Source organism: Tardiphaga sp. 20_F10_N6_6 (assembly GCF_052076045.1).
In the GTDB taxonomy this organism is placed as follows: Bacteria; Pseudomonadota; Alphaproteobacteria; order Rhizobiales; family Xanthobacteraceae; genus Tardiphaga; species Tardiphaga robiniae.
Genome location: NZ_CP197239.1, coordinates 4097401 through 4110435 on the forward strand (window position 1 = coordinate 4097401; position 13035 = coordinate 4110435).

Annotated in this window: 15 protein-coding genes; 5 read left to right on the top strand and 10 right to left on the bottom strand. The window is 61.9% G+C overall.

What is annotated here, in order from left to right:
• Positions 1–28: 28 nt before the first annotated feature.
• On the top strand, positions 29–436 hold the full coding sequence (locus AB7813_RS19695; RefSeq protein WP_120287630.1) for a F0F1 ATP synthase subunit epsilon: 408 nt from the start codon (positions 29–31) through the stop codon (positions 434–436).
• Between the two features lie 43 nt (positions 437–479).
• Here the strand turns inward: AB7813_RS19695 and AB7813_RS19700 are convergent, their stop codons facing one another.
• From AB7813_RS19700 to AB7813_RS19745, 10 genes are all read right to left on the bottom strand, one after another.
• Positions 480–974, bottom strand: coding sequence for an RNA pyrophosphohydrolase (locus AB7813_RS19700; protein ID WP_439065389.1), 495 nt, complete (start codon positions 972–974; stop codon positions 480–482).
• 7 nt (positions 975–981) lie between these two features.
• On the bottom strand, positions 982–1485 hold the full coding sequence (locus AB7813_RS19705; RefSeq protein WP_068730156.1) for an RNA pyrophosphohydrolase: 504 nt from the start codon (positions 1483–1485) through the stop codon (positions 982–984).
• Positions 1486–1590: 105 nt separating this feature from the next.
• Complete coding sequence (locus AB7813_RS19710; RefSeq protein WP_441228291.1) at positions 1591–2799, bottom strand: divergent polysaccharide deacetylase family protein; 1209 nt, start codon at positions 2797–2799, stop codon at positions 1591–1593.
• A gap of 145 nt (positions 2800–2944) precedes the next feature.
• Positions 2945–4321 carry a S41 family peptidase gene (locus AB7813_RS19715; RefSeq protein WP_120287632.1) on the bottom strand — a complete coding sequence of 459 codons (1377 nt, stop codon included), beginning with the start codon at positions 4319–4321 and terminating at the stop codon, positions 2945–2947.
• On the bottom strand, positions 4318–5622 hold the full coding sequence (locus AB7813_RS19720; RefSeq protein ID WP_439065391.1) for a murein hydrolase activator EnvC family protein: 1305 nt from the start codon (positions 5620–5622) through the stop codon (positions 4318–4320). Before AB7813_RS19720 ends, AB7813_RS19715 begins: the two co-directional genes overlap by 4 nt.
• Positions 5623–5748: 126 nt before the next feature.
• Positions 5749–6231: a 23S rRNA (pseudouridine(1915)-N(3))-methyltransferase RlmH gene (gene rlmH, locus AB7813_RS19725; protein WP_184512464.1), complete on the bottom strand. Its 483-nt coding sequence runs from the start codon at positions 6229–6231 to the stop codon at positions 5749–5751.
• Positions 6232–6277: 46 nt separating this feature from the next.
• Complete coding sequence (gene rsfS / locus AB7813_RS19730; protein ID WP_420882365.1) at positions 6278–6679, bottom strand: ribosome silencing factor; 402 nt, start codon at positions 6677–6679, stop codon at positions 6278–6280.
• 324 nt (positions 6680–7003) lie between these two features.
• Positions 7004–7633: a nicotinate-nucleotide adenylyltransferase gene (locus AB7813_RS19735; protein WP_309941682.1), complete on the bottom strand. Its 630-nt coding sequence runs from the start codon at positions 7631–7633 to the stop codon at positions 7004–7006.
• 30 nt (positions 7634–7663) lie between these two features.
• Positions 7664–8956, bottom strand: coding sequence for a glutamate-5-semialdehyde dehydrogenase (locus AB7813_RS19740; RefSeq protein ID WP_439065392.1), 1293 nt, complete (start codon positions 8954–8956; stop codon positions 7664–7666).
• Positions 8957–9032: 76 nt separating this feature from the next.
• Positions 9033–9947, bottom strand: a complete 915-nt coding sequence (locus AB7813_RS19745) for a LysR family transcriptional regulator (protein ID WP_441228292.1) — start codon at positions 9945–9947, stop codon at positions 9033–9035.
• Between the two features lie 142 nt (positions 9948–10089).
• On the opposite strand from AB7813_RS19745, the gene AB7813_RS19750 reads away from it, so the two are divergent.
• Genes AB7813_RS19750 through AB7813_RS19765 form a run of 4 tightly spaced genes read left to right on the top strand, consistent with a single transcriptional unit; the run spans position 10090 to position 13018 of the window.
• Positions 10090–11103, top strand: coding sequence for an ABC transporter substrate-binding protein (locus AB7813_RS19750; RefSeq protein WP_309941677.1), 1014 nt, complete (start codon positions 10090–10092; stop codon positions 11101–11103).
• A complete protein-coding gene (rutB, locus tag AB7813_RS19755) occupies positions 11103–11831 on the top strand; it encodes a pyrimidine utilization protein B (protein WP_184512468.1) in 729 nt (242 codons plus the stop codon). Before AB7813_RS19750 ends, rutB begins: the two co-directional genes overlap by 1 nt.
• Before the next feature lie 7 nt (positions 11832–11838).
• A complete protein-coding gene (rutC, locus tag AB7813_RS19760) occupies positions 11839–12225 on the top strand; it encodes a pyrimidine utilization protein C (protein ID WP_093757765.1) in 387 nt (128 codons plus the stop codon).
• 1 nt (position 12226) lies between these two features.
• Entirely contained in the window at positions 12227–13018 is a 792-nt protein-coding gene (locus tag AB7813_RS19765; protein WP_089263216.1) for an ABC transporter permease, read from the top strand.
• The last annotated feature ends 17 nt before the right edge of the window (positions 13019–13035 follow it).

Consider the following 13035-nt stretch of genomic DNA (forward strand, 5'->3'; position numbering starts at 1 on the left):
GGGGAGGGAGCAGTCAGCGGATAACGACATGGCCACGTTCCACTTCGATCTCGTCTCACCGGAAAAGCTCGCTTTCACGGGTGAAGTCGAGCAGGTCGATATTCCCGGCGCCGAGGGCGATGTCGGTGTGATGGCCGGCCACGCGCCTGTGGTGGTCGCGTTGCGTCCGGGCATCATGACTGTCACCACCGGTGGCAAGCATGAGAAGATCATTGTGCTCGGCGGCCTTGCCGAAGTCTCGGACAAGGGCTTGACGGTTCTTGCTGACGTCGCGACGTCGATCGCCGAGCTTGACCGCGAAGCTTTCGCCAAGGACATCGCGGAGATGGAAGAGAAGCTGGCCGAGAAGGAGGGCTCCGCTCTGGACCGTGCCATCGAGCGCCTCGACCACTTCAAGGTCATCCAGCAGCACATCACCTCGACGGCGATGCACTAAGCGCTATAGCCCGGGTAGCGCTTCGTTTCGTCAGGGCTTCGCCTCAGACAAATTTCGCAAAACTCTCGGCCACGGCGCGATAGACCTCCCGCCGGAACGGCACCACGAGATCCGCGACGCGATCCAGCCGCTCCCAGCGCCAGGCGTCGAATTCAGCCGGCTGACCGTTGCGCGGCGTCAGCGGATCGACTTCGGCATCATCCCCAGTGAATTTCAGCGCAAACCACTTCTGCCGCTGCCCGCGGAACTGCGCAAAGCGATGGCTGGGGTTCTCGAACGGGATGAAGTCGTAGGTCATCCAGCCGGTCTCGCCGAGATAGTCGGCATGGCTGACGCCAGTCTCTTCCCATAATTCGCGCATCACGGCGACGCGAGGATCTTCGTCGGGATCGATACCACCCTGAGGCATCTGCCATTCCAGGCCCGGCAGGACGATCTCTGGCCCGTCATCCTTGAAACGGCGGCCGATCAGAACTTTGCCGTCGGCATTGAACAGTGCGACGCCCACATTGGGGCGATAGGGCCGGTTGTCCGTCATTCCGGCGCTAGCCGTCCGCCAGACCGGCGAATTCCTTCACCACCCGCTCATAGACGGGGCGCTTGAACGGCACGATCAGCTCCGGAAGGTTCTTCATTGGCTCCCAGCGCCAATTAATGAACTCGGCCTTGTGGCCACCAGGTGGATGCGTGACGTTGATTTCCTTGTCATCGCCGGTGAAGCGTACGGCGAACCATTTCTGCCGCTGGCCACGATAGCGACCCTTCCAGGCCCGCCCGGCCACCGTGCGGGGAATGTCATAGATCAACCAGTCTGGCACTTCGCCGAGCTTCTCGACCGATTGGACGCTGGTTTCTTCGTAGAGCTCGCGCTTTGCGGCCTCCCAGGTGTCCTCACCGGGATCGACGCCGCCCTGCGGCATCTGCCAGACATGCATATCATCGACGTGCTCGATACCGCCGGCACGTCGGCCGATAAAGACGAGCCCTTGCGGGTTGATCAGCATCATTCCGACGCAAGTTCGATAGGGCAGGTCTTCGTAGCGCGCCATTCCGTCAATGCCTCTCGCGTCCGTTCGAGCACTCTTTACGCAGCGATTCGACCTTGCTGAATCGCAGCGATTCGGCCGTGCCGAATTCACCCTAGCCCAAAGACGCTAGCTTGATTTTGATTTCAGCATCGCGGTTGTCAATGGCACCAGCATGACCCCGCGGCTTTCAAGGGTTTTCGCCCAGGCGCTGATACGTTCGATCGAGATCGGCAGCGCCGAAGCGACGCCGACAGCCACACCCCGCTCCTTGGCCAGCCCCTCGAGCCGCGCCAGCGCCTTGTCGATGTCTGCGGAGGTCGGGACCGCGTCGATGGCAACATCGGAGCGTGCGAAGGGCATGCCCTGCCCTTCGGCGGCTGCGGCGGCAACGCTGCGCGGCGTCGAGCCATCGTCGAACAACGCAAGCCCGCGCTTGCTGGCCTCGCGTGCAATCGGCTGCATGGCCGTATCCGTGGCGATGAAGCGCGCGCCCATGAAATTGGCCACGCCGACATAGCCCTGGAAGCGGCTCATATGCCACATCATGCGATCGAGGTTCTGCTCGGCCGTAGCCGAGGACAACAGCGTCTGCGGGCCGGGATCGTTGTCGGGATAGTCGAACGGCTCCATCGGCAGCTGCAGCAGCACCTCGTGGCGCTGCGCACGGGCGCGTTCGACCAGTTTGCCGGGATCCGAACCATAGGGCGTGAAGCCGAGCGTCACGGCCGGCGGCAGCTTCATGATAGCATCGGTGGTCTTGGCCGCGCCGACGCCGAGGCCGCCGATCACGATGGAAATGCTCGGCGTCTTCATCGCCCTGGCGCGCTCGGCTTCGGAGCCGGCGGCATAGACCGTGACCGGCTTCAGCGCGCCGATGGCGATCGGCACCATGCCGTGGCGGGATTTCTCCAGCAGTTTCTGATCGATCCCCGTCATGACCGGCGGCGACACATCGGCCGCAGCGTTGTCCGACCCCTCGCTCGACACCACGACATCCTTACGGGCGCCGCTGGAGCCGTCGATGATGGTAATGGTCTTCTGGCCGGGAACCTCGGGTGCCTTGGCCGTCTCGGGCGTACCGTGCTTGACCTCGACCGGCGGCTTGGCGGCGACCTTCTGATCATCAGTCGCGGCAGGCGCCTTGATCGCTACGCGCGCTACCGGCTCGCCGCCCATCGGGTTGTTATTGAAGATGGCAACACCGAGAAAACCGAGCAGCAGCAAGGCGAGGATCGTGGCAAGCGCCTGCGTTCCGGAAAAAGGCAGCCGGAACCGCCGCTTACGCGTCGATTTTTGTCCAAGCGGGGCGCTCAGATCGTCCGCCGACACTGCCATGGATCTCCCGAATCAGCCGACCGGACAATAACACGCCCGGTCGCGGCCACGGCACCCGGAAGGGCGCGGGATCACCTGGAAGGATTGCAACAAAAAGGGCGACCCGAAGGCCGCCCTTTCCGCAGAATTGATGCGTATTCGCCGATCAGTTCGGCTTGGCGGCCGCCTTATCGTCTGCTGGCTTGTCCGCAGCAGCAGCGGCTCCCGGCGGCGGCGTGATGATTGCGTTCGACGTCACCTTGATGCCATGGAGCAAATCGGCAGCGGCCTTCAGCGCCTTGTCATTCTTGGCATCCGGCGGCACATAGGACTGCGAACCGGTCTTCTCGTCGCCATCGTTCTTCAGATGGCCACGGAGCGAAGCCTCGCCCTTGATGTCGCGGGACTTCAGCTCATCCGGCACGTCCTGCACGATTTCGATGTCCGGGACGATACCCTTGGCCTGGATCGACTTGCCCGACGGCGTGAAGTAACGCGCCGTGGTCAGACGCAGCGCACCGTTGCCGGAGCCCAGCGGGATGATGGTCTGCACCGAGCCCTTACCGAACGAGCGCGTACCGATCGTGGTCGCACGCTTGTGATCCTGCAGCGCGCCGGCGACGATTTCCGATGCCGAAGCCGAACCGCCATTGATCAGCACGACCACCGGCTTGCCCTTGGTCAGATCGCCTGCATGCGCCGTGCGGCGCTGGGTTTCTTCAGCGTTACGACCGCGGGTCGAGACGATCTCGCCACGCTCGAGGAACGCGTCGGAAACGGTGACGGCTTCTTCAAGCAGACCGCCCGGATTGTTGCGGAGGTCGATGATGTAACCCTTGACCTTGTCAGCACCGATCGCCGCGGTCTGAGCCGCGATCTCGCGCTTCAGGCCTTCGGTGGTCTGCTCGTTGAAGGTCGTGATGCGGATGTAAGCGATATCGTCGCTTTCAACGCGAGCACGCACCGAGCGAACACGGATGTTGTCGCGCACGAGAGTGACGTCGAGCGGATTGTCCTGACCCTTGCGGATGATCTTCAGCTTGATCTTGGTGTTGACCGGGCCACGCATCTTCTCGACGGCCTGGTTCAGGGTGAGACCCTGCACGGCTTCTTCATCGAGGCTGGTGATGATGTCGTTGGCCATGATACCGGCCTTCGATGCCGGGGTATCGTCGATCGGTGACACCACCTTGATCAGGCCGTCTTCCATAGTGACTTCAATGCCGAGGCCACCGAACTCACCGCGGGTCTGCACCTGCATGTCGCGGAAGCTCTTGGCGTCCATGTAGCTGGAATGTGGATCGAGGCCGGTGAGCATGCCGGAGATCGCCGACTCGACCAGCTTGCTGTCGTCGGGTTTCTCGACATAGTCGCTGCGGACGCGCTCAAACACGTCGCCGAACAGGTTGAGTTGACGATAGGTATCCGAGGTCGCTGCGCGGGCACTGGTGCCCATGAACACGGCGCGTGGCTGAGTCACGAAGAGCGTCAAGGCGGCGCCAGTGGCAGCACTCAGCAGAATTATGGAAGTCTTGCGCATCATCCGCGAACCTTTTCGCCTTCGTTAGCGGCCCACCATGGGCCTGGATCAATGGGAGTCCCGTCTTTCCGGAACTCGATATAAAGCACAGGCTGGCTGGCATTGGCCGCAAGGACGGATGCTACCCGGGATGTTGATCCCATGACAGCGATCGGTTCCCCGGTAAGGACGAACTGACCAATGTTCACCGAAATACGCTCCATCCCGGCGATCAAGACATGATACCCGCCCCCAGCGTTGAGGATCAAGAGTTGTCCATAGCTACGGAACGGACCGGAATAAACAACCCAGCCGTCACACGGTGTTGTGACCTGCGCACCCGCCCGTGCGGCCAGTGACATGCCCTTTTCGACGCCACCGACACCGTCGGAACCGCCAAAATTGCGAATTTTAACCCCGTTGACCGGAAGTGCGAGCATGCCCTTTGCCGAAGCAAAGGCGATCGCCGGACTGAGCCTGCCGGGATCCTTGAAGGCACCGATATTCGGCTTGCCGTTGCTGAGCGCCGCCGGCGTGCCCTGCAGATTGGCTGTGGCCGCTGCCTTCGCCGCCGCCTTGGAATCCTGCTCCATCTTCGCGATCAGGCCCTGCAGACTGTCAACCTGACGGGACAATGTCAGCGCACGCGCGGCTTCCGCTTCCATGTCCTTTTCCGCAGCCGACTGCTGCTTCTGGCGCTCCTCGGTAAAGGACGCGAGGCGCGTCTGTTCTTCCTTCAGCTTGTCGCGATCGCCGGCAAGCCGATCGCGCTCCGTCGAGATCGCCTTGCGCAAATTCACGAGTTCGCTGAGGTCAGCCACCAGTTGCTCGGCGCGCGCGCGCATCTCGGGCACAACGGAGCCGAGCAACATCGCGGTGCGGAGCGACTTCAGCGCATCTTCGGGACGCACCAGCAAAGCCGGCGGCGCACGGCGGCCGGCGCGCTGCAAGGCGGACAACACTTCGACGATTTCGCCGCGGCGCGATTCCAGCGTGCCGCGGATCTTCTGCTCGCGCGCATCCAGCGGCCGCAATCGTACTTCGGCATCGTCGATCCGGGTTTCGACGCTGCGGACGCGGGCGGCAATATCGATGAGCTGCTGACTGAGCTTGCCGCGATCCTGTCCGATCGCCGCAATATCGGCTTTCAATTTCGCCTGCAGCTCCGCAGCGCTCTTCTGCTGCGCGCGGACCGCTTCAAGCTCCTGCTCGCGTTGACGAATGATATCGGGTGACGGCGCATTCGCTTGCTGGATCGGCGCAGCGGTTTGCGCACGGACTGACGTCGTCATCAAACCTGCAAGAGACGCTGATACCAGCATCATGGATAACGACGATGCGTTCGACATCCCGCGGCGAACGGCGTCGTGTTCAGATGGAATGGACCGCGGTGACAGCATCGTGGTTTCGACAGCGCCTTCTTTCAAACGCGATACGCTCAATATAGTGAGCTAAACGCGGTGATACGGGTGGCCAGCTAAAATTGTAGCTGCCCGGTAAATCTGTTCCAGAAGCATGACGCGAACCATTTGATGCGGCCAGGTCGCCGAGCCGAATGCAATGCTCAGTTTGGCTTTGCGCCGCAATTCGGGCGAAAGTCCGTCCGCCCCGCCGATGACAAAAACATTATGCGGCACCGATTCGTCCCGCCACTGCCCGATATGGCGAGCGAAACTGGCACTGTCGACGCTGCTGCCACGCTCGTCGAGCGCTACTAATACAGCCTTTTCCGGAATCAGCGCCGAAATCGCCGCTGCTTCCTCATTGATCCGGGTCGCCGCATCGCGTGCGCGGCTTTCCGAAATTTCATGAATCGCAAGGCCGCGAAAACCGAGCTTGCGGCCAATATCGTCGAAGCGATCACGGTACCGTTCCGCGAGCTCGCGTTCCGGACCCTGCTTGAGCTTGCCGATGGAGATCACAAGAAGATGCATCAGCACAGACTAGCACGCGTCGCGCCGTTGCCGAATGGCCGCTGGCTCAAACAGCCTTCAGGTCGATCCGCGGTTCATCCGACGGACTCTGCGTCCACAGACGTTCCAGATTGTAGAATTCGCGAACTTCAGGCCGGAAGACATGCAGGATGACTTCGCCGGTATCGATCAGCACCCAATCGCAATTGGACAGGCCTTCGACATGCAGCTTCTTCTGACCGGCTTCCTTGAGACCTTTGGCGACATTTTCGGCCACCGCGCCGACATGGCGGTTTGACCGGCCGGTGGTCACGACCATGTAATCGGAGAAAGCCGACTTGCCACGCAGGTCGATGGTCACCGTTTCCTCGGCCTTCATGTCGTCAAGGCGGGCGAGAACGAGATTGAGCGTTTCGGTCGCGCTATCGCGCACTGCCGCAGCAGATTTCTTCGCCTTGGGCGAAGCAATCTTCTTCGGAATGACAGCCTTCGGTGCAGCTTTTGCCGCAGCAGGTGTCTTAGCTGCAGCCTTCGGCTTTGCGGTTTTGGTTGCGGCAGCCTTTTTAGGCGCGGCAGCCTTCTTTACCGAAGCGGACTTCTTGGGTGGGACAACCTTGGACGAGGCTTTCTTGGCACCCGTCTTGGACAATACAGAAGTGGCCAGAGGACCATTCCTTTCACTGTATTGGGACGCCGAATCCGACGCCCGGTGAGATCAAGTATGCATGTGGGAATGCCGGATTCAATATTCCAGCGCCCGCCCTATAGCACTTATCGGGCGAGTGTTGTGGAATTACGTCTTCCAGCTGCCATCCGGGTTCCGCAGCCGGGTGGAGGACAGATTCAGCTTCAAACCGGTCAAAAATACCCATGCGGGGGGCTTCAGGTCGGCCAATGACCCAGCGTCCTGCTCCGGTATCCGGTAACGGCCGAGGGCCTGGGCGGCGGTCGATGCCAGTCCCTGGAAGCTCTGCGGCGGTCGGTCGATGACCGCAAAGGGCACCTCTCCCGCAATCACCTGCCAGCTCTCCCAGCGGTGAAACTGGGCGAGATTGTCGGCACCCATGATCCAGACAAATCGTGCTTGCGAACATCGACGTCGGAGGTAGCTGATGGTGTCGACGGTATAGCGCGTACCGATGACACTCTCGAGACAGGTGATATCGATGCGCGGATGATCGGCCGTCGCCTTCGCAGCAGCCGCGCGCTCGGCGAGATCGTGCAGATTGCGTTGATCCTTCAGCGGATTGCCCGGCGACACCAGCCACCAGACGCGATCCAGCTGCAGCCGTTTCATCGCGAACAGGCTGATAGCCCGATGCGCGGCATGCGGCGGATTGAACGATCCGCCAAGCAGACCGATCCGCATGCCGGGACTATGTGGCGGTATGCCCTGCGCCGGCGGGACTGAATGCAAATCCAATTCAGTCTCCACGCGCCGAAACGCACATCATCACGGCCTGGTCTGTCCGGTGCCGTGAATGCGATATTTGAAACTGGTGAGCTGCTCGGCACCGACCGGGCCGCGCGCATGGAATTTGCCGGTGGCGATTCCGATTTCTGCACCGAAGCCGAATTCACCGCCGTCGGCAAACTGCGTCGAGGCGTTATGCAGCACGATCGCCGAATCCACTTCGTTGAGAAACTTCGTGGCCACCGCGACGTCCTCGGTCACGATCGCATCGGTGTGATGCGAACCGTGATCGCGAATATGCGCAAGCGCATCATCGACACCATCGACGACCCTGGCCGAAATGATCGCGTCTTCGTATTCGGTGTCCCAATCCTCGTCCGTTGCAGGCTTGACGCGCGCATCGGCCTGCTGCACGGCGGCGTCACCGCGCACCTCGCAGCCGGCGTCGATCAACATTTCCACCAAAGGCTTGAGATGCGTGCCCGCCACCGCGCGGTCAATCAGCAGCGTTTCGGTCGCGCCGCAGACGCCGGGACGGCGCATCTTCGCGTTCAGCACGATCGACTTCGCCATATCGAGCCTCGCGGCGTGATCGACATAGACGTGATTGACGCCTTCGAGATGCGCGAATACCGGGACCCGCGCTTCGGCCTCGACACGCGCGACCAGGCTCTTGCCGCCGCGTGGCACGATCACATCGACGCCGTCATTGAGGCCGGTGAGCAGCAAGCCAACCGCCGCACGATCGCGCGTCGGCACGAGCGTAATCGCGGCTTCCGGCAGACCGGCTTCACGCAGGCCCTGCACCAGACATTCATGAATTGCACGGCACGAGCGGAAACTGTCCGAGCCGCCGCGCAAGATCACGGCATTGCCGGACTTCAGGCACAGCACGCCGGCATCCGCCGCAACATTCGGACGGCTCTCGAAAATCACCGCAACGACGCCGAGCGGCACGCGCACGCGTTCGATGGTCATGCCATTCGGCCGCTGCCAGCTTTCGGTGACGGCGCCGACGGGATCAGCGATGTCATGAATCACACGAATGCCGTCGGCCATCGCATGCACGCGCGCCTCGGTCAGGGTCAGCCGATCGATAAAGGCCGATGTGGCGCCATTGGCGCGCACCTCGGCGACATCCTCGGCATTGGCCGCCAGAATCGCCGGCGCACCGGCACGGATCGCGCGCTCCATGGCCGCAAGCGCCCGGTTCTTTTGCTCCGTTGGAGCCACCGCCAACGCACGCGCAGCCGCACGGGCGCTCCGGGCGAGGTCGTTCATCAGGACAGGCAAATCTGCCGATCCGTCGATGGCTTTCAGCGAGGCGGTCATAAGGGGCTCAAATTAGCGGAATAGGACTGTTCATCCCAAAATAGGGACTCATGGGAGCAAGGTCAAAGCGTGTTCGCTACCACCCGGCAGCAGTGCGCTCGCGGATCGATTGCGCCACGAGCTGGATGCCGCGGTAAAGCGCGCGACCGGCCGGCGACAGGTCACGCCCCACGCGACGGATCAGATACAGATCGCGCTCGATGACCGGATCGAGCAGCCTGCGGAAGGTCAGCACGGGGTGGTCCGTCGCCGGCAACGCCAGACCTGGCAATGGCGCCACGCCGACGCCGGCCTCGACCATGGCGAGCAGGGTCGCCGGGTGTTCGGCCTCATGCAGCGGGTTGCTACGCCCCAGTTCCTGCAGACCGCGTTCCATTTCCAACCGGATCCCGGTGCCGGTCGCCATTGCGATCATGCCTGCAGCGACGCCGTCCATCCAGTTCACGGTGCTTTGTGACGCCAGCTGATGATCCCGCCGCATCACCAGCGCAAAACGATCTGTCAGCAGCTTTGTGGCATCGAGATCGGCATCCTCACCCGGCACATTGGCAATACCGAGTTCAGCATCACCGCTGCGCAGCCCGGCAATGATCTGATGCCGCGACACTTCCTTGAGCGTCACGCTCACCATGGGATATTCGCGCTGGAAGTTCGCCAACACCACCGGCATCAGACGCAACGCCACCGACGGCACGCAGGCGACCGTAACATGGCCGCGGCGATGCTCGCGCAGATCGCGTAAATCCTGAATTTGGTGATCGAGATCCGCCATCAGGCGTTGGATCCCCGGCAGGAATTCGGCACCGACCTTGCTGAGCTGGACGCTGCGCGTCGTCCGGTCCAGCAGCCGGACCTGCAGCTCGTCCTCGAGCTGGCGAACGGCCTGGCTGAGGGCGGACTGGGAAACGCCAAGTTTCCGCGCAGCCCGGCTGAAGCTGCCAGCCTGAACCACCTCGGCGAAGGCACGGAGTTGCCGGAGGTCAATATTCATAAGCATCACAGATAAATATATCTGTTTTTCCCGACTTGTTAATGAAATTAACGGGTGCAAGAATTTTATGCGAAAACGCGCAGCGGCTAAAAACTATGCAGCGCACCATCTGACATCGGCAATGGCGGCGAGGGACAGAGGCATGATCGACAGGCGCAACCTACTCAAATATTCGCTCATCGGCGCCGCAGCGGCCCCGTTTGCTGGCCTGGGAGGCCCGGCCTTTGCCGCCGGCCGCAAGGTGCTGGTGTCGGAAGCCATCCGGCTCGGCATGTATGCCTCGCTCTATGTCGCAACCGACAAAGGCTTGTTCACCAAGCACGGCCTCGACACCGACCTGTCGACCGCGGGCGGCATCGCCCTGCCGGTGCCGATCCTGCTGTCCGGCCGCGGCCAGATCGGCGTCACCAGCCCTGGCATGTCGGTCAACGCCACGCGTGAAGGCGGCAAGATCAAGAATATCGCCAAGATCGTCGGCGGCGTGTCGATGTGGGGAATGACCCGCCCGGACACCAAGATCACCACCATCGATGATCTGCGCGGCAAGACCATCGCGACGCTGAAATTCCCGTCCTCGACGATCCAGGTCCCAACCTATGCCATGAAGACGGTCGGCAAGTTCGACCCCAAGGAAGCCGGCGTCACCTTCCTGGAATTGCCACCGGGCGCCCAGGCTGCAGCCGTCAAGGATGGCCGTGCCGACATCGCCACCGCATTCGAATGGGACATCAGCATCGGCGCCGAACAGTTTGGCCTCGTACCGTCGCTATCATTTGCCGATCTGCTTGGTCCGCTGTGTTTCACGACGGCCATGGCCACCGAAGACGTGATCGCCTCCAACCCGGAGGCGGTGCAAGGCTTCTGTAACGCCATCGCCGAGGCGCAGAAGATGATGCACGAGAACAATGCGGTCTTCACCGAGGTCGCAGAGAAGTACTTTCCGAAAGTCTCGCCCTCGGTCGTCGGAAATGCGACGAAGAATTTCTTTGGCAGCAAGACGGCGATTCCGAAAAACCCCACCATCTCCGCCGAGGAATGGGATCGCGCGATGTTGCTGGAACAAGGCGGCGGCGCAGTCTCAACGACGCTTCCCTATGCACAAATGGTCGACAATCGCTTCGCCGAGAAAGCGACCAAAGAATTCGGATTGGCGTGATGTCGGTCTCAACCAGCTTTCCGCCTGAACGGCGCTACGTCACCTTGCCCGCACGCCCCGAGCCGTTGCGGCTCGCGGTCGAGGAGACCGCAGTCATCGTGGTCGACATGCAGAACGCCTACGCGTCGCCGAACGGCTATCTGGATCTCGCGGGCTTCGACGTGACCGGCGCCAAGGCAGCGATCATGGCCGTCAAGGAGACGCTGGAGGTCGCGCGCGAGGCCGGCGTCACTGTGATCTATTTCCAGAACGGCTGGGACGCCGACTATGTCGAGGCCGGCGGTCCGGGATCCCCGAACTGGCACAAATCGAACGCACTCAAGACCATGCGCGCGCGCCCGGAATTGCAAGGCAGCCTACTCGCCAAGGGTGGCTGGGACTATGCGCTCGTCGATGAACTCCAGCCGCAGCCCGGCGACATCGTGGTACCGAAGCCGCGCTACAGCGGCTTCTTCAACAGCCAGTTCGACAGCATCCTGCGCGCGCGCGGCATCCGCAATCTCGTCTTCTGCGGAGTTGCCACCAATGTTTGCGTGGAATCGACCCTGCGCGACGGCTTCCATCTCGAATATTTCGGCGTGATGCTCGAAGACGCCACGCATCAGGCCGGCCCCGACTACGTCCAGAAGGCGGCTGTCTTCAACATCGAAACCTTCTTCGGCTGGGTTTCCAGCACGGCCGATTTCCGCCGCGCATTCGCGCAGACTGAAACCTCCACGAAAGCCTGAGGATCCCATGACAGATCGCGCGATTATTCCGCCCGGCACTCATCCGCCGCTCGCACCTTACTCGCCCGGCATGATGGCCGACGGCGTGATCTATGTGTCCGGCACGCTGGCCTTCGACAAGAACAACGACGTCGTTCATGTCGGCGATGCGGCGGCGCAGACCCGGCACATCCTTGAGACGATCAAGAGCGTGCTGACTGCCGCAGGCGCCACGATGGCCGATGTCACCTTCAACTCCATCTTCGTAACCGATTGGGCCAATTACGGCGCCGTCAATAAGGTCTATGCCGAATACTTCCCCGGCGAGAAGCCGGCTCGCTACTGCATCCAGTGCGGACTGGTGAAACCGGATTGCCTCGTCGAGATCGCGTCGATCGCACACAAGCGAGCTTGATGTGACGACCATCGAAGCCACCCAAGCCAATGTCGCGCGGCGGCTGATGCCGCCGGTCCTGCGGATCGCGCTGCTGCAAGTGGCACTGCTAGCTCTGTTACTTGCTGCCTGGGAAATTGCGATTAGCTTCAAATGGATCGCGGTCTATCTCTACGGACGGCCAAGCGGCATCTTCGCCAAGGCCTCTATTCTGATCGCCAACGGAGAACTCCTGCGCGATGCTGCGCTGACTGCCTGGGAAGCCATCGCCGGATTCCTGATCGGCACTATTGCCGGCAGCGCCGTCGGGCTGCTGCTCTGGCTGTTTCCCACCAGCGCGGCGGTGCTGCGCCCCTATCTCATCGCGCTCAACGGCTTGCCGAAGATCGCACTCGCACCCTTGATTATCGTGTGGTTCGGAATCGGCATCTCGTCGAAGATCGCCATCGCCGCCATCATTACCTTCATCGTCGCGGTGATCACCGCGCAACAGGGCGCCAAGGAAGTCGATAGCGACCTGATCAAGTTGATGCGCTCGCTCGGTGCCAGCCGATGGAAGACCTGGCGTACTGTCGTCATTCCGGGCGCCATGCCGTGGATCGTGTCCGCCTTCCGTCTCAATGTCGGCTTCGCGCTGATCGGCGCAGTCGTCGGCGAATACATCGCCTCGAAAGAGGGCCTCGGCTACATGATCTATTATGCCGGCGTGCTCTACGATTTGAACGCCGTGTGGGTCGGCATCGCCGCGCTCATGGCCGTGGCGCTACTGATGTACGGCGCGATCGACATTCTCGAACGCCGCCTGCGCTTCTGACTTTCCATCGCTCGAAC